This window comes from Micromonospora acroterricola (assembly GCF_003172955.1).
Lineage (GTDB): Bacteria > Actinomycetota > Actinomycetes > Mycobacteriales > Micromonosporaceae > Micromonospora > Micromonospora acroterricola.
In genome coordinates this window covers 25,481-45,979 of sequence record NZ_QGKR01000193.1, presented here as the reverse complement: position 1 = coordinate 45,979, position 20,499 = coordinate 25,481, and the positions used below count along the sequence as shown (strand labels likewise).

Below are 20,499 nucleotides of genomic sequence, written 5' to 3'. Positions count from 1 at the left end.
CCGCCCCCGCTCCGGCACCGCCAGCGTCGGGAGACGCCGCTCGCCGTCCCCACGGTGGTCAACGCGGCTGGATCAGGCACATTCCGCCGAGGGCCGGTCCGTCCATGCTGGACAGCGCGTCGGGCGCCTCGGCGAGGGCGATGGTGCGTGTGACGAGCTCGGCGGGGCGTAGGACGCCGGCGGTCACCAGCCGCAGCAGCTCGGGATAGGCGTGCGCGGCCATGCCGTGACTTCCCCGCAGCTCCAGCTCGAACGCGATGACGAGATCCATCGGCAGGGCTGGCCGGCCCTGCGCGGCGGGGAGGAGACCGACCTGCACGTGCCGTCCGCGCCGCCGCAGGCTCTCGATGGACGCGGTGCAGGTGGCGGAACTGCCCAACGCGTCGAGGGACAGGTGGGCGCCGCCCCCGGTCGCCTCCCGGACTGCCGCGGCCACCGCCTCCGGCCCGCCCAGGGCGCTTCCGTCCAGGCACACCGTGGCCCCCAGACTCCTCGCCAGCTCGAGCGCGCCGGGCGCGACGTCGACCGCCACCACCTGCGCGCCACAGGCCGCGGCGATCATCACCGCCGAAAGGCCCACGCCGCCGCAGCCCTGCACCGCGACCCACTCGCCGGCGGCGACCCGTCCCTGGCCGACCACGGCCCGGAACGCGGTGGCGAAGCGGCAACCGAGGGCTGCCGCGGCCGGGTGGTCCAACTCGTCCGGCAGCCGGACCAGGTTGACGTCGGCGTTGCGCACCGCCACGTACTCGGCGAACGATCCCCAGTGTGTGAAGCCGGGCTGCGTCTGCCGCTCGCACACCTGCTGGTCGCCGGCGAGGCAGGCGGGGCACTGCCCGCAGGCGCAGACGAACGGCGCCGTGACCCGGTCGCCGGGCCGCCAGCCGCCCACGTCGGCGCCGACCGCCGCGACGACGCCGGAGAACTCGTGACCGGGAACGTGCGGCAGGCGGATGTCCGGATCGTGTCCCTGCCAACCGTGCCAGTCGCTGCGGCACAACCCGGTCGCCTCGACGCGGACGATCGCGCCGCCGGGCGGGGGCGCCGGGTCCGGAACGTCGCGGACCTCGGGTCGGGCACCGAACTCGTCGAAGATCACGGCACGCATGCGCCGCATCCTCACATGCCGCGCACCTACCCAGGAAACCAAGCATGTAAATCTGTCGGTGCCCCTGCTAAAATCCCGGGGCGGCGAGGGGGCAACGACATGGCGAGAGTGGTTCTGCTGCAACCGCCCTATCTGCGAGCACTCGGGTCACACAACGACCGATACCCACTCGAGCTCGCGTACTACGCCGCCCATCTGAGAAACGAGGGGCACGAGGCGCTCCTCGTGAATGCCGACTTCACCGGCAGCGCGGCGTACATCGAATGGCAGCGCCTTTTCCGCAACTATCGCTACCTGGTGGATGCGATGCGTTTCGGGTCGCCGTTGGTTGACGAGACCGTCGAGCGCGTTGTCGGGCTGGATCCCGACGTGGTCGTCGTGTCGGCGGGCGACTCGCTTGTTCCCTGGGTCGACAGCGGTAACGCCTATTGGTCGGCCATGTTCTCCGGTGCCCTGCGGAAAGCCGGCCTGTTCACCGTCGGCGTGGGCCCGTTCTTCGACCAGGTCCCGGAGCGCTTCCGGGAGGATTTCGACGCGATCCTGCTGGGGTTGCCCTCCGCGAAGATATCCGAGGTGGTGCGGAGCCGCGCCGCGGGATGCACGTCCACGGGAGGCTTCGACGTCACTGTCGCCCCCTTGCGCAACCTCGTCGACTCGCACCAGGCACCCGACACCCTCATCACGTCTGCCGGCTGTCCCCACTCCTGCACGTTCTGTCTGGGGCGAGACACCGGGCTGTCGCTTCTGCCCCGAGCCGTCATCGAGCGTGACCTGTCGGAGACCAGATCGACACTCGTGGAGATAGGCGACGCGATCGCCCCGAGTCTGCAGAGACTGTCTGATCTCCAACCCATGTTCAGCAGTTCCGGTCGTCACTTCTCATGTGAGATCACGGTGCGACAGGCGAGTCCCCGGCGATTGGACGCTCTGCGGCAGGCGGGCGTCAGAGTCGCGAAGATGGGCATCGAGAGCGGCGACGACGAGTTCCTCCGGGCGGCCGGCAAGAAGCAGTCCCGCTCGACGATTCTCGAGGCCGTACGGCGGTTGAAGGACCGGGGTTTCCACGTCGTGGCCTACGTCCTGCTCGGCGGTCCGTCCAGCACCCCGGCGGTGGTGGCACACACCTACGATCTGTGTGTCGAGCTGGGAGCTGACGAGTACGTCGTGAACGTGTGGTCCCACCACGATCTGGCGAACAGGGATTTCCGTTACGACGCGCACTTCTCGTCCACGCTCGCCGAGGAGTGGGGGGTGTCGGAATATCTGCCCAGATTCTTCAATCTTCAGGGGTCGCAGAAGATGGGCCTCGGTCGCATCATCCGGTACGGGTGACCCGTGGCAGCGAAGAGCCTCATCGCCAGGGCGCCCGTCCGCGTCGACCTCACCGGTGGCTACACCGATGTTCCTCCGTTCGACGCGGGCCGGCCCAACGGCACATCCGTGAACATCGCCATCACCCTGTACGCGTGGGCGACGTTCCGCGACCGCCGCGACGGTGAGCCGGTCGCCGACGGGTTCGTCGAGGAACTGCGTGCCGCCTGCGCCGGCGTGCTCGGCCTCGACCGACGGCGGACCCGACCGATGTCGGTCGAGGTTGACGTTCCTGCCGGGTGTGGACTCGGCACATCGGCCGCGCAGGGGGTGGCCATGGTCCGCCTGCTGGCGGCAGACCGGGGGATCCCCCTCAACCCGAAGGAGGTGGCGGAGGCGGCGGCTGCCGCGGAACGGCACCTCGGCATCGTGGGAGGCTGGCAGGACCAGTACGCGTCCTCGTACGGCGGCGCCAACGTGGTCATCTCCAGCGCCGATGGCAGGCACGCCCACCCATTGGGCCCGGCATTCCAGGCCTGGGCCGCCGCTCGCATCGTCATCGCCCTGCCGGCAACCGTCCGGAGGGGAGCGGCTCTGGTCGAGGACGTCGTGAGGGGGTATGCGACACACCGGGTCCGGGCGTCGCTCGGGGATCTCGACCGCCTCGCGGCGGACCTCTGCGGCGTGATCAGGCTGGGAGCGTACGCATCGCTTCCGAAACTGCTGGAACGTGTCCGCGAGGCACAGGAAAGACTGGACCAGAGGATCGTCGACCCCGACTTCCTGCCATGCCTCGAGAGCGCGGGCGTGTCCACGGCCAAGCCCTGTGGTGGAGGCGGCGCGGGCGCCGCATGGCTGATCATCGAGGAGTCGGCGCGCATCCCGTCGATACGGGCCGCTCTTCATCGCGCGGGCGTCCGGACCGTTGCCCCCGCTGTCGACCACCAGGGTGCCGTGGTTCTGGACGGCCGGAGCACCGGCGCGGCCGTTCCGTGAGCCAGATCCGAACACCACGTTCTTCACGGGCGTCTGTCCTGCGGGGAGAGCCTCCGAGACACGGCCACTAGGGGACAGGACCGACATGGACTTCAGACGCCAGCTCGCGCTTCTCTTGATCGGCGGGTTCGTCGGCGCGGCGATCAGTGCCGGCTTCAATGCCGTGGCCACCGGCGATCCCGGCACGTCCAACACGAAGGCGGCGCTCCTCGGTGGGGCCCTCCTCCTGCTGGGCCTGCTCGCGTCGACCCGCACGCTCGGGTCGATAAAGCACGTGTTGTCGTCATCCAGAGGAATTCGCGCAGAGGGTCACTGGGCGGGCTACTTCGAGTACGAGAAGTCGGGCGAGCTGGTTCGGGTCGAGGAGGATCTGCAGATAACGCAGGTCGGGCTACTGCTGAGAGGCAGGTCGACAAGCACCAGAATTGACGGGGACTTCCCGCTGAAGCGGACGACCTACGATTTCTCCGCCGTCCTGGCCAGCGACGGGACGTTCTCCGGGTCATGGAAGAGCATCGCGGTGCGGGGCAGGTATCACGGCCTGCTGCTGGGCAGGATATCCCGGCACGGGGGGCGGATCGACGGCGTATGGATCGGGATCGAGGAGCCGCAGTCGCGAAAGGGGGACTTCACGTGGGTGAAGGCGAGCTGAAGGACAGCCACGGCGCTTCACCGGTGACCGATCAGGACATCCTGGCGTCCCTGGTGAGACTGTTCGAACCGCAGCTGGAGGACATCGAGCAGCGGGTTGTCGGGTTCCTGGTCGAGTCCGGGTTCCGCTCCTCGTCGGCCACCGATTTCGTGTACCGCCATTCGCTGCCCTATCTGGCCTGCTCCGACGCGTTGAACTGTGGTCCGGCGCAAGGCGACGCGGTTGTCGGCTGCGTCCTGTCCTACAGCTTCCCCCTGATGGGCCTGGACATACTGCTCGACGGAGGTGCGCCCGTGCTCAGGCGCGCCGAGGAGTTGTGGGGCACCGCGTCGGTGGCGGCGACCGCGCTGCTCACCAACCTCGGCTACGCACTGGTCGCGCCCTCCGGCGTCGACTCGGTCTCCCTGCTCTCGAGTCTGGCAAGACGGACGATCAACGCCATGATGCGCGACTCACAGGCCAGCTTTGATCCGGCGCAACTGAACACGGCGGTGGACGAGTACTGGCGATCCGGCACATCGAGGCTGTTCGGCTCGGCGATCAACGAACTGATGTTCGGAGTCGCGTGCCAGGACGCACGGAGGTCGTTCTCGCCGCATCGGCGGTTCGTGGCGGCCGGCATCGGCAGACTGCGCCAGGCGGCAGACGAGTTGATGGACGTTCGGGAAGATGTGCGCCGAGGTCTGGTCACGCTGCCCGTCCTGTGCGCCCTGTCGACCACATCTCACGCGGGGCGAGTGACGTCGATGGTGCGGGAGATCTGGGACCGAGGGGGCGAGGAGGACGCCGACCTGGAGGGTGAGCTGACCGAGCTAGTCCTGGACAGTAGCGCGCCAGAACATGTTCTCGGGCGAATGCGCGATCTTCGCGACGAGTGCCTCCGGTCGGCCAAGCTGGCGTTCCCCGACCCGGAACCGGTCGAGTTGCTCATCGAGCAGCGGTGGCTGCAGGGCACGCGGGCCGTTGCTCACGGCCTGTGCGATCCGCCTCCCTACCTCACCTCTCTCGCGCTCGCGGCCGATCGCTCCTTCGGAGTGCCGACCGAGGTGGAGGACCGCATGCGGGCGAACCTGTCGAGACGGTCTCCTGGGTGGCCCGCTCAGGCTGAGGCTGGAACCGCCAGCTGAAGGATGTCGCCCAGACTCCGCAGGCGGTCCTGCTCCGGAATGTCGTACCGGCAGGTCGGATCGATCAACAGGCCGTCGATCCCGGCGGCTTTGGAGCCGAGATAGTCTGCCGTGTAGTTGTCACCCACGAAGACGGCGTCGGACGGGGCGACCCGCATCTGATCGAGCGCCTCGGCGAAGATCGCCGGGTGGGGTTTCCTCCAACCGACCTCCAGGGACGTGACAACACTGTCGAAGAAGTCGGCGATGCCCATGTTGGCCAGATGGCGGGGCACCAGATCGGCCTTGTGCGTATTGGTGACGACGGCGAGCCGGAACCGGCTCGCGAGTGTCGCCACGATCATCGGTGCGTCGGCCGGATAGCGGACCCCCTTGTTCCATTCGTCCAGGTACACCTCGACGAACTGTGCCACGGTGTGCGGCGCCGGATCGCTCTTCGTCAGCCTCTTCAGGAAGTCGGAGGTGACGTCCTCCATGGAGAACTCGCGGTGGCTGGTCTGGGTGACCTCGTCGAGGCGTGACGACTCGGCTGACCATTCATGGAGAAACTCGTCGTACCCCATGCGCAGGCCCATGCTCCGCAGTAGTGCGTGAGAGCGGTGAAAGCCCTGCTCGGTGCGACTCGGTGAGTAGTCGACGAGGGTGCCAAAGAAATCCAGGAAAACGCATGACACCGGCGAGCCGTTCATCGTCCAAGGCATGCCACCTGGCTGCGTCTCGGGGGCGGGCGCACCGACGTCATGAGCCACGTTACCGGGCCCCTCCACCATTCCGTCCAATGGAGGCGCTCATTGCCCCGGAGATCCGAATTGGGCTCGGCTTGTGGCAACGCGTTCTCACATGGACCACCAATGCGTGTTCGAGGTGAGGACGGTCACCCCACTGGTTGATACGGCAACCGCGATGGTTTGTCAAACCTGGATTGGAGGTCCACGGACGCCAGTTGTGCAGGTCGCGCGTGCTGTCGCCGGCGGACGGTTCTCGACCTTTGCCGGTCGTCGTACCGCGGCGCGTTGCCGTGTCCCCGCCGTCGGGGGAAGGACGGCGGGGACTCTCGGCGTGGTGACGGACTACGTCAGCGCGAGGGTGCGAGCGTCGGCGGCGATGACACCGGCGACCTCCGCGGGCACCAGCTTGCCGGCCTGCCGGTCGACGTAGGTGGCGAGCTGGGCGTACTGGGCGTGGGCCAGCTTGACCGTCATGGCGTTTACGGCGGCCGGCTCGGCGCCGGAGGTGAGGATCAGGTAGCCGAGCCCGGCCTGGGTCACCGTCACGGTGAAGGTGCTGGTCGCGGTCGCGGTGCCCTCCGGGCCGGTCACCTCGGTGTGGACGGTGTGCCGGCCAGCGGTCAGCGTGACCAGGTCGAGCTTGCGTCCCGCGGCCGACTTTCCGCCGTCGAGCGTGACGGTGACCGTGTCCGCGTTGGTGGCGGCGACCGCGATCACGGGGGACTGGGCCCGGTCGAGGCGCGCGCCGTCGACCGGTGAGGTGATCTCAACGGTGGCGTCGGCGGAGGCGCGCTGCATGAACGCCGAGTTCCAGCCGACCAGCTCGGACGCCCGGTTGGTGATGACCGCGTCGGCGCCGATCCGCTCCAACCGCTGCCACAGGCCGGCGGAGTCCATCGTCCAGGCCATCACGGCGACCCCGGCGGCGTGCAGCGGCGCGACCACCTCCGGCTTGGCCAGCAACGCGTTGCCGTCCGGGTTGTACGCGGTGAGGTGCAGCTCCCTGGAGATCGCCACCGGGTCGGCGTCGAGGCTGCTGCGGAGCAGGCCGAGCGGCAGCTCCGGAGCGAGGTCGTGGGTGTACCGGAGGGCGTCGACCTCGAAGCTCTGGACGAACACCCGGCTCATCATCTGCTCGCTCCGGATCACCTGGATGATCGTGGCGACCTCGTCCCTGGTGTGCCTGCCCTTGATCTCCAGCAGCAGGTTGCCGCCCCGGGTACGCAGGTCCGCGAGCTGCTCGGCGAGGGTCGGCACACGCTCGCCGACGTAATGCGGGGCGAACCAGGAGCCGGCGTCGAGCGCCTTGATCTGCGCGGCGGTCAGGTTCCGGACGGTGCCGGTCCCGTCGGTGGTCCGGTCGACGGTGCCGTCGTGCACGATGAACGGGATGCCGTCCTTGCTCGGCTGGACGTCGTTCTCGATCCAGTCGGCGCCGCCCCGACGCGCGATCTCCTGCGCGACCAGCGTGTTCTCCGGCGCGGCGGCGGACGCGCCGCGGTGCGCGATCACCGTGAACGGGCTGCCCTTCGGGCGGATGTAGCCGTTCGGCGCCAGCTCGGTGACGGTCACGTCGTCGTACGAGACGGTGGCGCCGTTGACGAAGAGCGCCTGGACGCCGTTGGGGGAGCGCTGGAGGCTGCTCGTGCGCATCGCCTCCCGGCCGTCGAAGATCCAGCGTGCCTGGTTGCCGTGCACCTCGACGGCGACGCGGACGTCGCGGCCGGTGCCGGCGGCGTACGGGGCGGAGGCCGTGTTCGTCACGACCCAGGCGTTGGCCGTGGTCCGCTGGGCGAACTCGAGACCGTTGGCGGCGGTGGTGCCGCTGCGCAGGGTGGCGATCCACCACGGGGTGGCCCCGTTCGCGGGGACGTCGATACCGAGCGAGGCCCAGCGGGTGGCCGCGGAGACCGACTCGAAGCGCATCGTGGCCTCGAGCCGGAAGTCGTTCAGGTGCCGACCGAAAGTGATCTTGTTGTTCTCGCCCGAGCTGGTGGAGGTGCCGTACAGCCGGCCGTTCTCGACCCTCCAGGCGCCGTCGACCGCGTTCCAGCCGGCGGGCAGCGACCCGGAGGAGAAGGTCTCCGAGACGGCGACGGTGCCCGGCTCGGCGGTGGCGGGCGACGAGGTCGCCACGGTCACCGCCACGGCGGCGCCGGTGACGGCGAGCGCCGCGATGGTGGCGGCGGCCCGGGTACGCAGGGCGACGAGCCTCGTCGCGGCGCGGCCGGGCGGCGATGGTGCGGGTAGGACAGTCATGCTCGGACGGTACGAAGCACAACCGAATGCACGATCAATCGAGCGTGGCGACCGCCCGAACCCTGGGTGACGCGGCCGGTCAGTCCGGCAGGCCGGTGCAGGTGGCCCCGTCGATGGTGCAGGCGGTCGGGGCGGAGCTGACGGGCGCGCCGTTGACCCGGAAGGTCACCCGGACCGACGCGCTTCCGGACACCTGACCGGCGCTCCCGTCGGGCACGAACGTCCACACCGCACCGTCCCGGCTGGCCTGCGCGCCCTCGACCGAGCTGACACGCAGCGACTCCCGGGGGAGGGTGACGACCAGCGTCCACTGCGGCACCGGCACGGCGCCGGGATTGCTGATCGTCACGGCGGCGCCGTAGCTGAGCAGGGAGTTCTCCTCGATGGCGAAGTCGGCGCCCAGAGCGGCCGGCGTCGGTGCGGCGGGCGAGGCGCTCGGCGACGGCGCGCTGGTGGACGGCTCGGGGGTCGGCGGGGCTGCCGTGGTTTCTACGGGAGCGGACGGCCTCGGGCTGGTGACGGCGGGTCTCGCCTGCGCCCTCGGCGTGTCGGCGGGAGACGTGCCCACCTGGTCGACGGACGGCGGTGGGTCGAGGGTCACCGGCGCCAGGCCCTCCGGCGTACGCAGGACCCCGACGACCGACACGACCGTCGCGATCAGCACCCCGAGCGCCGCGATGACGGCCACCCACGTGGCGCGCGAGACGTCACCCCGGCCGGTGAGCACCCGCCGTGCGGCTGCGGCGATGGCCACGATCCGGTCCAGCAGGATGATCACCACAGTGCGCCGTGGCTGGGGCGGTGTTGCCGGCACTCCCTGTTTCTCCTTCAATTCGTCACCGGACACGCGCCTGCGCTTCCCCCGGTCGGGGGTGCCACCCGGCCGGTCACAGCGCGCGAAGCCCGACGAGTATCGCCTCGAGCAGATCCGCGGTCGGCAGCTCCGACAGCGTCGGCGGTTCGTGCGTCTCGATCAGACCGGCCGTGAGCAGGTCACCGAGGAGAACTCGGACGGTCCCCACGGGCAGGTCCAACTCGGCGCCGACCTCAGCCACCGACACTGGATGGTGACACAGCTCGACGATCCGCGCCTGTTCGGGGAAGAGCGGCGTGCCAGGCGCGGCTGCCCGCCGGGCGACGACCAGCGAGATCAGGTCGAACCGTCCTCGATCCGGTGCGGTGCGCCCGCCGGTCATCGTGTACGGGCGGGCCACCGGGCCCGCGTCGTCGTCGTACCACGCCTCGTCAGCGGTGTCGGTGGTGTACACCGGTGTCCCCGCTCACCGCAGCGCGGGCCGGCTCCAGGCTCACGGGGAGGTGCCGCTCGGCCTGTCCGACGAACAGCGCCACCTCGTACGCCATGTCCCCGACCTCGGCGTCGTCGCCGGCGATCCGAACGGTGAGGATTGTCCCGTTGCGGATCGTGGCGATGAAGAGGAACGCCCGCGACATCTGCACCACGATCTGCCGCAGCCCGCCCGCGTCGCAGGTCCGGGTGGCGGCCAGCCCCAGCGCCAGCAGGCCGGCGACCACACCGGAGATCTGCTCGGCCAGCTTCGCCTCGACCCGGCGGGATCCGCCGAGCGGCAGCCCGTCCGGAGAGAGCACCACGGCGAACTCCGCGCCGCGCACCCGGTCGACCAGGCGGTCCAGGGCGCCGGTCAGGCTGTCTCCGCTGACCACTGCTTGCGTCATCGATGTCTCCTTGCTGCTCTCGCGACCGGCAACTCGACGGTGTCGGGGCCGGTGGTGCCGCGTTCGGGCCCGGTCGGGCCGGGTTGGCGGATCCGCATCGGCAGCTCGCCGTGCCCGCCGGGCGCGGGCGCCTGGTCCCCGGCGGGCCGGGCCGGCCGGTACGCGGGGTCGATGGGAGGCGTGGCCGGTCCACCGCCGCCGGCGGCCGTGACCAGCCCGGCCGGGAGGAGCACGATCGCGGCCGTCCCGCCCCGCTGGCTGGGACGCAGCGAGACCCGGGCGCCGCAGCGGGCGGCGAGCACGGCGGCGGTGTACAGCCCGGTACGACCGGTGGGCGGGCCGTCCGGTGGTGGGTTGCCGAGCAGATGGTTCGCCTCGGTGAGCGCGGTCGCGTCGAGGCCGGGGCCGTCGTCGATGACCAGGACGGCACAGCCCTGTGGCCGGTGCTCGCCGGCGACCCGGACGGTGGTCTCCGTCGGTGCGAAGGCGAGGGCGTTCTCGATCAGCTCGGCCAGCAGGTGGATGACGTCCGTGACGGCGGGGCCGGCGAGCGTCCACGGCCAGTGGGGCGCGATCAGGACCCGGTGGTAGTCCGGGACCTCGGCGACCGCGCCGCGCGCGACGTCGAGCAGGGGCACCGGGCGCCGCCAGCGGCGGGCCGGTTTCCCGCCGGCGAGAGCGATGACCTTCTCCACGTTGCGCCGGACCAGGGTGGTGAGGTGGTCGAGCCGGAACAGCTCGTCGTTCTCCTCGTCGGTCCGCTCCCGCCGCTGCATGCCGTCCAACAGGCTGAGCTGGTCGCGCAGCAGGATCTGGTTGCGCCGGGTCAGCCGCAGGAACAGCTCGTGGGTCGCGGTGGCATCCCGGGGCCGCACCGGAGGGTCGACGCGCGCCGTGACGGCGGGTGGGGCGAGCGCCGCGCCGGTCGGTGACTCCTGCTCGTGACGGGGGGCGCCCGACCGGCCCGGGTGGTCGGTCAACCGGCGGACGGTGCCGGCCCAGCTCAGCAGAACCACGATCACCGCGATGAGACCGAGCCCCACCACGGCGCCGGTGCGCGCCACGATCACGGCGGCGCCCGGTGTGGCCCGCTCGACACTGCTGCGGGCGGTCGCCGTCACCAGCTCGTGCAGCGCGCCGAGGGCGGCGTCGGCCGCCGCCCGCCAGTCCGGGGCGGTGACGCCGGTGAGGGGATTCGCGGTGTCCGGCCGCAGCAGCACGTCCTCCAGGGCGAGCAGGCCCGCGAACGGGGGGCCGGCCGTGAGACGCTCGTGGTCCCCCGGCGCGTCGGCCGGCAGCCCGGCGCTCGCCTCGGCGCTCGCGTACCGCCGGTTGCCGACCAGCTCCGCCAGGTGGCGCCGCTCGTCGGCGCTGATCCGACCGGCGGCCAGGGCGGCGCTGACCAGGGCGTCCTCGCGCGCCAGCAGCTCCCGGGCGCGGGCCAGCGCGATCACCGCGCGGGTGTCGGCGGCGAGCGCGCTCTCGTACGCGCCCCACTCCGGCCCGTACACGACGAAGGCGGCGTCGACCAGCCGGTCGTACCGGTCGACCGCCTCGGCACGGTCGATCCGCTGATCGTCCACCCGGGACCGGACGGTGCTCAGGCCGTCCAGTCGCCGGACCAGCTCGTCGGCCCGGTCGCGGACCGCGCTCGCGGTGAGCAGCCGCAGGTCGCTGCCCTCGGTGAACGCACGTACCTCGGCCGCCGCCCGGTCGGTCCCCTCCCGCGCGCCAGCCAGCGCGGTCCCCGCGCGCTCCGCCCCGGCGATCGTCTCGACGGTGAGCCGACGCTCGGTCTGCAGGCTCATGATCAGTCGATCGACGGGCTGGCCCAGGGTGTCCGCGAGGGCCCGGACGCGGAGCAGGTCGGCCGCGTCCTGGACGCTCAGGTAGGCCGCGTACGACCAGAGCGTCACCAGCACGGCCGCCAGCGCGACGAGCCTGATCCGGATCGACCGGGCTTCGGGGGGCGTCACGTTCCGCTCCGCCCGGGCCACCGGCACCCACCGCACGGCCGCCTCATCGGGGCGACCGTTGCGGCCAGGGCTGGCCGGCCGCGTTGCTGGCGCGGTCGGCGACGACCGTGCGCAGCAGTGCCAGCAGCTCGGCCCGGTTGGCGCAGTTCAGCCGGTTGCGCATCCGGGCCACGTGGTGCTCCACGGTCTTGGCCGAGATGAAGAGCCGGTCACCGATCTCGCGATAGGTCAGCCCGGCCAGCACCAGCTCGGCCACCTCGTACTCACGGTCGCTGAGCCCCTGCTGGGTGGGGCCGGCGTTGGCGTCGGCGACCTGGGTGGCGCCCGCGGCGGTCGCGGGCCGCTGCCCGCCCGTGGAGCCGGCCGGCCGGCCCTGGAGCACGCGGGCGCACTCCAGGAGAGTGGTCATCGCCCGCCGGTCCGAGGTGCGGATCGCGGCCTGCCCGGCGAGGCGGGCGCCGTCCCAGCACAGGCCGGTGTCGTGCAGCCCCCGGGCGGCGGCCTCCACCCGGACCGGGTCGACCACACCCCGCAGCACCTCCACCCAGCTCTCGGCGGCCGCGGCGACGACGGCCGCGTACCGGCTGTGGCCCGCGGCGGCGAGCAGGGCGGCGACGTGCTCGTCGGCGGCCACCGGCTCGTCGATCAGGATCGCGGCGTGCAGCCCGCTCCAGTGCAGTGGGACGCTCCACAGTGCCGGCTCCCCGAGCCGGCCGAGCAGCGACCGGGCCTCCCGCAGGTACGGCTCCAGTCGGGCCAGGTCGCCCAGCCGGGCGCCCGCGATGGCGAGCTCGCCCAGCGGCAGCAGCGTGAACAGGTCGACGGGGTGCCGGACGACCGCCTCCAGCGCCTGCTCCCAGCCACGCTTGAGTGCGCCGAGGTCGCTGTTGCGGCGGCCGATGCCCATCCGGAGCGCGGCGGCGAAGAGCTGGTCGCGTGACTCCAGCGGCCGTCCGTCGACGGTCACCGTGGCGAGGTGCTCGGCCGCGGCGAGCGTCTGGCCCCGGACCATCAGGATCCAGGCCTGCAACAGCCGGTGACGGCGAGCCATCAGCGGGCCGCCCACGCCGGCCGTCAGCGCCCGGTGCAGCACCCGGTCGGCGACCTCCAGCTCACCGCAGTGCACCGCCGTCAAGGCGGCGAGCGCGGCCGGGCTGTCCGGCAGGAGCGCCGCCCGCCCGTCCGGCTCCAGCAGCGCGGCAGCCTGCACGAGCGCCGAGAGTGCGGCGGTCGGTGGGCCGGTGACGCTCTCCCGTACCCCGTCGGCCATCAGTCGGGCGGCGCTGGCGTGCAGCGTGGGCGGCTCGCCGGCCAGGTCGCCCGTCGGCGGCCGGGCGGCGGCCGGGTCGCCGGTGGCGAGCCCGCCGACGGTGGCGAACGCCACCGACGAGGAGGTGCCCGCCCACCGGTACAGCTCCACGCTGCGACCGGCGTGACCGCGGTGCGCCAGTGCCGTCGCCGCCACCATGGCGGCCTCCGTGCGGTCGGTCGGAGCGGCCGTGGCCAGCAGGCGGTCCGCCAGCCGCAGGGCGCCGTCGAGATTGCCGGCGAGCGCGGCGGCGAGCGCCTGCCGGGCGCTGGCCGGCCAGCCGGCCGCCGTGGCGGCAGCGAACAGCTCGGAGGCGAAGGCCGGATCGTCGGCCAGCGCCTCCTCCGCGGCGGCCGCCAGCGTCGGGGCCGGGCAGTCGCCGAGCACGCCCGCCGCGAGCAGTGACCGCACCAGCGGCGCACGGCGCCACCGCGCGCGAGCTGCAACTCGGTGAGCCGGCGCCAGACTCCGCTGCGGTCGGTGGCCGGGCTCAGCGTGGTGACGGCCCGTCGGACGATCGGCGCGAGCCGGCCGTCGGCGCCGAGCAGGCCGGCCGCCCTGGTGGTGGCGATCAGCTCGTCCACCGCCTCCGGCTCGCGGCCGAGGAGCGCGCCGAGCATGCTCACCGGCAGCGGCACGCCGGCCGCGACAGCGAGCAGCAGTCGTCGGACGTCGGCGGCCAGCACCTCCAGGTCCGGGACGAACTCCAGGACGGTGGACCGGGGAGGCTCGACCGGGACGGCGGCGCCGCTCTCCGGCCCGCGCAGTCCGCGGGCCAGCCGCTCGACATCCCGAGGCACGCCGCCGGTCTGCGTGTGGACGAAGTCGACCAGATCGTCTCGCAGGGCCTGCCCCACCGTGTCGGCGAGGTAGGCCGCGGTCTGCTCGCGGGTGAACGCGGTGAGCAGCAGGGCCTGCCCGTCCCGTCGCAGGGTGTCGGCCAGCTCCATGAGGGCCGCCGACCGGGGCCACGGGCGGTGGGCGATCACCAGCCGGTGCCGGCGGGTGGCCGCCAGGCGCAGCAGCGCCGCGAGTCGTGCGTCGTCGAGCAGGTGCGCGTCGTCGACCAGCACCAGGGTGTCGGGGGCGACCTCCTCGTCCGGCGGCGGGGCACCCGTGCGCACCGTGCCGCCCGCCTGCTGGTGGACGCGCGCCAGCTCCGCGAGCAGCGCGGTCTTGCCGTGGCCGCCCGGCCCGGCCAGGCCGACGCTCAGCGGCCCGGTCGGGTCCTTCGCGACCATCTCCAGCAGGGTCGTCGGCCCCTCGCCCAGGACCAGCCCGGACTCGGCGACGTCATTCATGATCATTGTGCTCATCCTTCGCGTCCCCGGCCTCGGGCCAGTGCCAGGCGGGACGCCTTCGGCAGTTCCAGTGGGAGGATCCGGACCGGGGGGCGCGGAGGCGGATCGCCCGGAACGGTGGTGTCGTGGTGGGGGCGGCGGGTCGCCGGGATGGCGGCCCGGCCGGCGCCGGCGACCGCCGCCGGTTCGCGTGCCGGCTCCGGTCGGCGGGGGCGTGGCGACACCACCTGACAGGCGGCCATCGCCGCCCCGGTGGCGGCGGTCAGTTGGGAGTCCGGCTCGACCTCGACCGGAACGGGAAGGGCCGCGGTGATCAGCTCGGTGACGAGCGGGATACGGGCGGAACCACCGGCGAGCAGGACGCCGTCGAGCTGCGCCGGCGTCAGGCCGGCGCCGTGCACGGTCCGGAGCAGGAGGTCGACAGTGGCCTGCACCGTCGGGCGGATCATGTCCTCGAACTGCGCCCGCGTCACCGGGATCCGCGCCGGCCCGGTGGGCAGGGGCAGCACCACGTCGGCCGCCAGGTCGACGGTCAGCTCACGCTTGACCCGGCCGCACTCGGGCAGCAGCCCCCGCAGGGCGGCCTGGGCGCCCCGACGTGCGGTGGCCGCCAGCTCCCGGGCCAGCACGGTGCGTACGTGGGCGGCCAGCGCCTCGTCGAAGTCGGCGCCGCCGATCGGGTCGAGGCCCTGTGGGGTGCCGAAGGTCTCGTACGTGCCGCGCGGGGTACGTCGCACCAGGGCGGCTTCGAAGCTGTTGCCCCCCAGCGCGTAGACGGCGGCCGTGGTGCCCCCGAACCCGCGGGCCGCGTGGCCCTCGGCCACCGTGACCGTGCGAGGCAGCAGCGTCACGGTGCGCAGGCCGAGGTCGAACAGCGCCCGGCGCAGCAGGTCCCGCCGGTACGGGCGCCAGCTCGCCGGGTGGCTGAGCACGATCGCCTCGGCCGGGCCGCCCTCGAAGGCGTGCACCCGTTCCACCACCCAGGTCGCCAGCTCGGCGGTCAACGTCTGCGGCGCGCACGCCTCACCGCCGAGCAGCAGGGGCACGTCGTCGCCGATCCGGCGGACGAAGTCCCTGGTGATGCGGCTGCCGTCGTCGGTCGTGGGCTCGCCGACGTGCAGTGAGCCGTCCTCCGACAGGTGCAGCACCGACGGCAGGAGGACCGAGCCGGCGTTCAGCGGGACCGGCTCGGGACGCGTCCAGGTCGTACCGTGTCGTCGCGCGACGGCGGCGGCCGTGTTGGTGCTTCCGATGTCTATCCCCAGGACGTACGGCATCCGTCTCATCTCTCCCCGTGAGTTGGCCGGCCGGTGGCGATCGCGCGGGCGCTGCCCGGCGACCCACCCCCGGCGAACCCCGCGGGCTCCTACGTTCGTACCAGAGATCGCCCCCTGGTCGGGACCCTAATCTGGCCGGGACGGTTTCCCCCAGCCCCCCTAACGTAGGAGGGCGTGGAGACCCTAATGCGGCGGGACGGGATGCGGGCGGAACCCCGATGTCCGGGGTCACCCCCCGGCAATAGCGTCACTCTCGACGAACGACGGTCGCCGACGCCACATCCGAGGAGAACCGGCACATGGACTCGAACCAGACCCTCCACGACTTCGTGCTCGACCTGCTGACCAACCCTGACGCGCGGTCGGCCTTCGACCTCGACCCGGAGGGTGCGCTGAACGCCGCGGGGCTCACCGACATCACGGCCGCCGACGTGCAGGACGTCGTCCCGCTGGTGGTCGACTACGCCCCCGGTCAGGGCCTCGCGCCGCTGGCCCCGGTCGAGCAGCTCGGGTTCGACCCGCTGGTGACCGACGCCACCGACGTGGTCGGCCAGCTGCAGAGCGTGGCGCAGCAGATCAGCATCACCAGCTCTCCCGGCGGCCTGGACGTCAAGGCGGGCGTGCTGGGCGCCATCGCGGTCGACCCGGCGACGGTCGCCGCCGGCGTCACCGTGCTGCCGGGCATCGGCCTGGGCGTGGGTCCGAGCGGCCTCGACACCGACCTGACCGGTGTGTCCGATGTGGCGCACACCCTCGACGCCGACGTGGTGGCGCCGGTGGACGGCATCGTGGACCCGGTGGTCGGCGACGTCACCGGCACTGTCGGCAACCCCACCGGCCTGCTCGGCGCGACCGACTCGGGCCTGCTCGGCGGCGACCTGACCGGCGGTGTCCTCTCCGGCACCCAGGGTCACGTCGACGGCCTCGTCGGCTCCCTCGGTGTCGACGACACCCTCGGCTCGCTCGGTGTCGGCGACACCCTGGGCGGGCTGGGCCTGGGTGACGGCGGCGGCGCCGTGGGCGGCGTGGTCCCGCCGCTGGACGTGCCGTCCGTCGTGGGCGGCGTGACGCACCAGGTGGACGGGCTCGTCCCTGGTGTCACCGGCACGGTCGGTGACGTCACCGGTGGCCTGACCGACGGCGTGACCGGCGACTTGCACGACGGGGGGCCCGCCTCGTCGGACAATGGACTGCTGGGCATCACCGGCGGTCTGCTCTGACGGGGATTCCCGGTAGGAGCGGGAGGCCGGATCGCCCTGGGCGGTCCGGCCCTCTCCGGTTTCCCTTCCGGTCCCTCTTGATAATTGAGCCGAAATCCGCACACTTGGTGCGGTGATGGCGGGGATCTGGTTGGACGTGCTGGACGAGATCGCCCGCACGTGCAACGCACACGGCCGAGGTGACCTGCTCCAGACGGTGCGGCAGAAGCGTGCCCAGCTGCTGGATCCGAGACTCCGGGTCCTGGTGATCGGCGAGCCGAACCAGGGCAAGAGTCAGTTGATCAACGCGATCATCAACGCGCCGGCCTGCCCGGTGGGCGACGGCCGCACCACCGTCCTGCCGACCGTGGTGCAGCACGCCGACGTTCCGGCCGCCGCCGTGGTCCAGGCGCCGCCACCGACGCCGGGCCGGCCCGCGGGCGCGGCGCCGGCGGCGATCGTCGAGCGGACCCCGGTGGCGCTCAACCAGGTCGCGGCGGGGGTGGCCGGCACGGTCGGGCGTCGGCCGGGTGGCGGCCCGGCGTACGTCGAGATCGGAGTGCCCCGCGCCCTGCTCGGCGCCGGGCTGGTGCTGGTGGACACTCCCGGCACCGACGAGATCGCGGCGATCGGTGGCGGCGCCCCGGTTGCCGCTCCCACCCATGCGGACACCGTGCTGCTGGTCTCCGACTCCACCCGGGAACTCTCGGTCACCGAGCTGAACATGGTGCTGCACGTCATGCGCTCGCACCCGAACGTGGTCGTGGTGCAGAGCAAGACGGATCTCGTGGCGGACTGGCGCGCGGTCGCCGAGCGCAACCGGCAGCACCTGGCCGACGCCGGTGTTCCGGTGCCGCTGATCCCGGTCTCGGCGGCGCTGCGGCTGCGCGCGGCGGCGGCCGACGACCGCGGCCTCAACGCCGAGTCGGGCTTTCCCGCGCTCATCGCCCGGTTGCAGCGGGACCTGGCGGGCAAGGCCAACCAGCTGGCCCGGGCCTCGGTGCAGGGGGTGGCCCGGACGGTGGTGGAGCAGTTGGCCGCCCCGCTGCGCGCCGAGCTGGCCACCCAGGAGGCCGAGGAGCAGTCCGGGCCGATCTCCCGGCTGCACGCGGCCCAGCGCGAGGTCGACGAGCTGCGCCGCTGCTCCACCCGCTGGCAGAACACCCTCACCGACGAGATGGCCGACCTGCTCAGCGACATCGAGTACGACCTGCGCGACCGGACGCGGCAGATCCTGCGAACGGTCGACGAGGCGTTCGACACGGCCGATCCCCTGGTCGCCTGGGACACCTTCCAGGACTGGCTGGAGCGGAGCCTGGTGGAGGCGGCGGAGGCGAACCACGAGTGGCTGATCCAGCGCTGCGACTGGATCGCCCGCCGGGTGGCCGCAAACTTCGCCCGCTACGGCTACGACGTGCTGCCGCCCTGGTCGATGACGATGCCGGAGGACATCGGCGACCGGCTGCCCGAGCTGGAACGGCCGAGGATCGACCGGTTCACCACGGGTCAGAAGCTGTTCACCGGCATGAAGGGCTCGTACGGCGGCATGCTGATGTTCGGTCTGGCGACGACGCTGGCCGGGATGCCGATGATCAACCCGGTCTCGGTCGGCATCGGCGCGCTCTTCGGCGGCAAGAGCATCCGCGACGAGAGCAAGCAGTTGCTCCGACGCCGGCAGGCAACCGTCAAGACGGCGATCCAGCGGCACGTCGACGAGTTCTTCGTCCGGATGATCCGGGACTGCCGGGACGCCACGCGGCAGGTGCAGCGGATGCTGCGCGACCACTTCACGGGGCTCACCGAGGAGCTCCAGGAGGCCATCGTCCAGTCGTTCCGCAGCGCGAAGCAGGAGGCCGACACCGATGCCGCCCTGCGTGACCAGCGGCAGCGTGAGATCCGGCTGAAGATGACCCGGTTGGCCGCGCTCTACGAGCAGGCCCAGCAGCTGAGCGGGACCCGTCCCGCCCCGGTGCTGCTGGAGCCCCGGGCATGACCGTCGGGCTGCGGCTGGACGAGGCGGCGTGGGGGTTGCTGCACCAGGCCATCGACCTCTACCAGGACAACCCCCGGGCCGTCGCGCAGTTGCGGCATCAGGTGGCCCGACTGGAACAGCCACTGCGGATCGCGGTCGCCGGGCCCTGGCGTTCCGGCAAGTCGACGGTGCTGAACGCGCTGATGGGGGAGGAGGTCGCGCCGGTCGAGGGCGCCGACGGCGTCTTCACCTGGTACGAGGACGGCGCCCAGCCGCGCGCCACCGCCTACCCCGCCGGCCAGCCGGCGCAGGAGTTGACGGTGGTCAAGTCGGCGACGGGGATGCGGGTGGATCTCGGCTGGCGGGCGGGGGAGGTGCGGGACATCGTGGTGCAGTGGCCGACGCGGGCGCTGCGCCAGGTCACCCTCATCGACACCCCGGCGGTGACCGGCACCGGTGAGCAGGGTCGCCTGCCGGTGATGGACCGGGTGCTGCGGGACGCCGACGCGGTGTTGTACCTGACCCGCGACGGCCGCGACAGTGATCTGCGGGTGCTGGAGTCCACCCGGGAGAGCGCGGTCGGGCAGGCCGCCCCGGTGAACGTAATCATGGTGTTGTCCCGGGCGGACGAGACCGGCGGTGGCCGGATCGACGGGTTGCTCACCGCCCGCCAGCTCGCCCGGCGGCACCACCGCGATCCCCGGGTCGGCGCGCTCTGCGTGAACGTCGTGGCGTGCAGCGGCGCGGTCGGTCTGGCGGGCCGCATGCTGAGCGAGTCGGATTTCGCCGCGCTCGCGACGCTCGCCGGGGTGCCCCGGGCGGAGCTGGAGGCCCACCTGCTCTCCGCCGACCGTTTCCTCCGTGGCGAGCTGCCGGTGCGACTGGACCCGGAGGTGCGCGCCGCGCTGCTCGACCGGTTCGGACTCTTCGGGATCCGGCTGGCGGCGACCCTGGTCCGCAGCGGGTTCGACAGCCGGGTGAAGCTGTCCGCCGAGCTCATCCGGCGTAGTGGGCTCACCGAGCTGCGCGAGTCGATGACCCGCTGCTTCATCGACCGCCGCGACACGCTGAAGGCCCGCTCGGCGCTGGCCGCCGTGGAGGCGCTGCTGCGCGCCGAGCCCGTGCGGGGCGCCGACGAGCTGGTCGGCACGATCGAGCAGATCCTCGCCGGCGCACACGAGTTCCGGGAGCTTCGCCTGCTGGTGGCACTGCGGAACAGCCGGCTCGGGTTCGACGCCGAGCTGGTGGCGGAGGCCCAGCGGCTGATCGGTGGCGACGGGGTCGGGTTGGCCGCCCGGCTCGGTGTCGAGCACGAGGCGACCGTGCAGCGGCTCTGGGAGGTCGCCGCGGACGCGCAGTGGCGATGGCGCGACCGGGCCGAGGATCCCCTGCTGTCACTGGCCCAGCGCCGGGGCGCGCAGGTCGTCGTCCGCAGCTGCGAGGGCATGCTCGCCGAGCTGGCCGCAGGCGGTCGTTGAGGTCCGACGGCGGGACGTCCGTCGTCGGGCCGCCGAAACCCTTTCGCAAGCTTTTCAGCGCACCCGACACCGGTTTGCGACCCGCTGCTGGAGGCGCCCGAAGTACTCAGA

Annotated in this window: 17 protein-coding genes; 7 read left to right on the top strand and 10 right to left on the bottom strand. The window is 72.4% G+C overall.

The window, feature by feature from the left end; all coding sequences use genetic code 11:
- Positions 1–58: 58 nt before the first annotated feature.
- Positions 59–1,108 carry a zinc-dependent alcohol dehydrogenase family protein gene (locus DKT68_RS14545; RefSeq protein WP_109817939.1) on the bottom strand — a complete coding sequence of 350 codons (1,050 nt, stop codon included), beginning with the start codon at positions 1,106–1,108 and terminating at the stop codon, positions 59–61.
- A 108-nt stretch (positions 1,109–1,216) separates the two neighbouring features.
- On the opposite strand from DKT68_RS14545, the gene DKT68_RS14540 reads away from it, so the two are divergent.
- The 4 genes from DKT68_RS14540 to DKT68_RS14525 all read left to right on the top strand — a co-directional run bounded on the left by DKT68_RS14540 (position 1,217) and on the right by DKT68_RS14525 (position 5,194).
- The gene (locus DKT68_RS14540) at positions 1,217–2,440 is read left to right on the top strand and encodes a B12-binding domain-containing radical SAM protein (protein WP_161556666.1); all 1,224 of its coding nucleotides are present in this window, start codon (positions 1,217–1,219) and stop codon (positions 2,438–2,440) included.
- Between the two features lie 3 nt (positions 2,441–2,443).
- Complete coding sequence (locus tag DKT68_RS14535; protein WP_109817937.1) at positions 2,444–3,415, top strand: GHMP family kinase ATP-binding protein; 972 nt, start codon at positions 2,444–2,446, stop codon at positions 3,413–3,415.
- An 85-nt stretch (positions 3,416–3,500) separates the two neighbouring features.
- The gene (locus DKT68_RS14530) at positions 3,501–4,067 is read left to right on the top strand and encodes a hypothetical protein (RefSeq protein ID WP_109817936.1); all 567 of its coding nucleotides are present in this window, start codon (positions 3,501–3,503) and stop codon (positions 4,065–4,067) included.
- A complete protein-coding gene (locus DKT68_RS14525) occupies positions 4,049–5,194 on the top strand; it encodes a hypothetical protein (protein ID WP_146218372.1) in 1,146 nt (381 codons plus the stop codon). The genes DKT68_RS14530 and DKT68_RS14525 overlap by 19 nt, the downstream gene beginning before the upstream one ends.
- Here the strand turns inward: DKT68_RS14525 and DKT68_RS14520 are convergent.
- From DKT68_RS14520 to DKT68_RS14485, 9 genes are all read right to left on the bottom strand, one after another.
- The gene (locus DKT68_RS14520) at positions 5,167–5,895 is read right to left on the bottom strand and encodes an HAD family hydrolase (protein ID WP_161556665.1); all 729 of its coding nucleotides are present in this window, start codon (positions 5,893–5,895) and stop codon (positions 5,167–5,169) included. The two genes, DKT68_RS14525 and DKT68_RS14520, sit on opposite strands and share 28 nt — an antisense overlap.
- A 369-nt stretch (positions 5,896–6,264) precedes the next feature.
- Positions 6,265–8,181 carry a glycerophosphodiester phosphodiesterase gene (locus tag DKT68_RS32405; protein ID WP_109817933.1) on the bottom strand — a complete coding sequence of 639 codons (1,917 nt, stop codon included), beginning with the start codon at positions 8,179–8,181 and terminating at the stop codon, positions 6,265–6,267.
- Positions 8,182–8,260: 79 nt separating this feature from the next.
- Positions 8,261–8,995, bottom strand: a complete 735-nt coding sequence (locus tag DKT68_RS14510; RefSeq protein ID WP_146218370.1) for a cellulose binding domain-containing protein — start codon at positions 8,993–8,995, stop codon at positions 8,261–8,263.
- Between the two features lie 73 nt (positions 8,996–9,068).
- Positions 9,069–9,449 (bottom strand): DUF742 domain-containing protein, encoded by a 381-nt coding sequence (locus DKT68_RS14505; protein WP_109817931.1) that lies wholly within the window; start codon positions 9,447–9,449, stop codon positions 9,069–9,071.
- The gene (locus DKT68_RS14500; RefSeq protein WP_109817930.1) at positions 9,427–9,876 is read right to left on the bottom strand and encodes a roadblock/LC7 domain-containing protein; all 450 of its coding nucleotides are present in this window, start codon (positions 9,874–9,876) and stop codon (positions 9,427–9,429) included. Before DKT68_RS14500 ends, DKT68_RS14505 begins: the two co-directional genes overlap by 23 nt.
- Positions 9,873–11,852, bottom strand: coding sequence for a nitrate- and nitrite sensing domain-containing protein (locus DKT68_RS14495; RefSeq protein ID WP_146218369.1), 1,980 nt, complete (start codon positions 11,850–11,852; stop codon positions 9,873–9,875). The genes DKT68_RS14500 and DKT68_RS14495 overlap by 4 nt, the downstream gene beginning before the upstream one ends.
- A 43-nt stretch (positions 11,853–11,895) precedes the next feature.
- Positions 11,896–12,261: a response regulator transcription factor gene (locus tag DKT68_RS31985; RefSeq protein ID WP_236646898.1), complete on the bottom strand. Its 366-nt coding sequence runs from the start codon at positions 12,259–12,261 to the stop codon at positions 11,896–11,898.
- Positions 12,262–13,121: 860 nt separating this feature from the next.
- Entirely contained in the window at positions 13,122–14,468 is a 1,347-nt protein-coding gene (locus tag DKT68_RS31980) for a hypothetical protein (RefSeq protein WP_236646896.1), read from the bottom strand.
- 5 nt (positions 14,469–14,473) lie between these two features.
- Complete coding sequence (locus DKT68_RS14485; protein WP_161556664.1) at positions 14,474–15,739, bottom strand: Hsp70 family protein; 1,266 nt, start codon at positions 15,737–15,739, stop codon at positions 14,474–14,476.
- A gap of 299 nt (positions 15,740–16,038) precedes the next feature.
- Here DKT68_RS14485 and DKT68_RS14480 point away from each other — a divergent pair, with 299 nt between their 5' ends.
- The 3 genes from DKT68_RS14480 to DKT68_RS14470 all read left to right on the top strand — a co-directional run bounded on the left by DKT68_RS14480 (position 16,039) and on the right by DKT68_RS14470 (position 20,388).
- Complete coding sequence (locus tag DKT68_RS14480; RefSeq protein ID WP_109817927.1) at positions 16,039–16,959, top strand: IniB N-terminal domain-containing protein; 921 nt, start codon at positions 16,039–16,041, stop codon at positions 16,957–16,959.
- A 115-nt stretch (positions 16,960–17,074) separates the two neighbouring features.
- The gene (locus DKT68_RS14475; RefSeq protein WP_109817926.1) at positions 17,075–18,931 is read left to right on the top strand and encodes a dynamin family protein; all 1,857 of its coding nucleotides are present in this window, start codon (positions 17,075–17,077) and stop codon (positions 18,929–18,931) included.
- Positions 18,928–20,388, top strand: a complete 1,461-nt coding sequence (locus tag DKT68_RS14470; protein WP_109817925.1) for a P-loop NTPase family protein — start codon at positions 18,928–18,930, stop codon at positions 20,386–20,388. The genes DKT68_RS14475 and DKT68_RS14470 overlap by 4 nt, the downstream gene beginning before the upstream one ends.
- Positions 20,389–20,499: the final 111 nt, after the last annotated feature.

Excerpts from the sequence above, each read along its gene's own strand:
- DKT68_RS31985 (WP_236646898.1), bottom strand. The coding sequence starts at position 12,261 with ATGACCACTCTCCTGGAGTGCGCCCGCGTGCTCCAGGGCCGGCCGGCC.
- DKT68_RS14530 (WP_109817936.1), top strand. The coding sequence starts at position 3,501 with ATGGACTTCAGACGCCAGCTCGCGCTTCTCTTGATCGGCGGGTTCGTC.
- DKT68_RS14545 (WP_109817939.1), bottom strand. The coding sequence starts at position 1,108 with ATGCGTGCCGTGATCTTCGACGAGTTCGGTGCCCGACCCGAGGTCCGC.
- DKT68_RS31980 (WP_236646896.1), bottom strand. The coding sequence starts at position 14,468 with ATGATCATGAATGACGTCGCCGAGTCCGGGCTGGTCCTGGGCGAGGGG.
- DKT68_RS14520 (WP_161556665.1), bottom strand. The coding sequence starts at position 5,895 with ATGCCTTGGACGATGAACGGCTCGCCGGTGTCATGCGTTTTCCTGGAT.
- DKT68_RS14485 (WP_161556664.1), bottom strand. The coding sequence starts at position 15,739 with ATGCCGTACGTCCTGGGGATAGACATCGGAAGCACCAACACGGCCGCC.
- DKT68_RS14480 (WP_109817927.1), top strand. The coding sequence starts at position 16,039 with ATGGACTCGAACCAGACCCTCCACGACTTCGTGCTCGACCTGCTGACC.
- DKT68_RS14475 (WP_109817926.1), top strand. The coding sequence starts at position 17,075 with ATGGCGGGGATCTGGTTGGACGTGCTGGACGAGATCGCCCGCACGTGC.
- DKT68_RS32405 (WP_109817933.1), bottom strand. The coding sequence starts at position 8,181 with ATGACTGTCCTACCCGCACCATCGCCGCCCGGCCGCGCCGCGACGAGG.
- DKT68_RS14500 (WP_109817930.1), bottom strand. The coding sequence starts at position 9,876 with ATGACGCAAGCAGTGGTCAGCGGAGACAGCCTGACCGGCGCCCTGGAC.
- DKT68_RS14470 (WP_109817925.1), top strand. The coding sequence starts at position 18,928 with ATGACCGTCGGGCTGCGGCTGGACGAGGCGGCGTGGGGGTTGCTGCAC.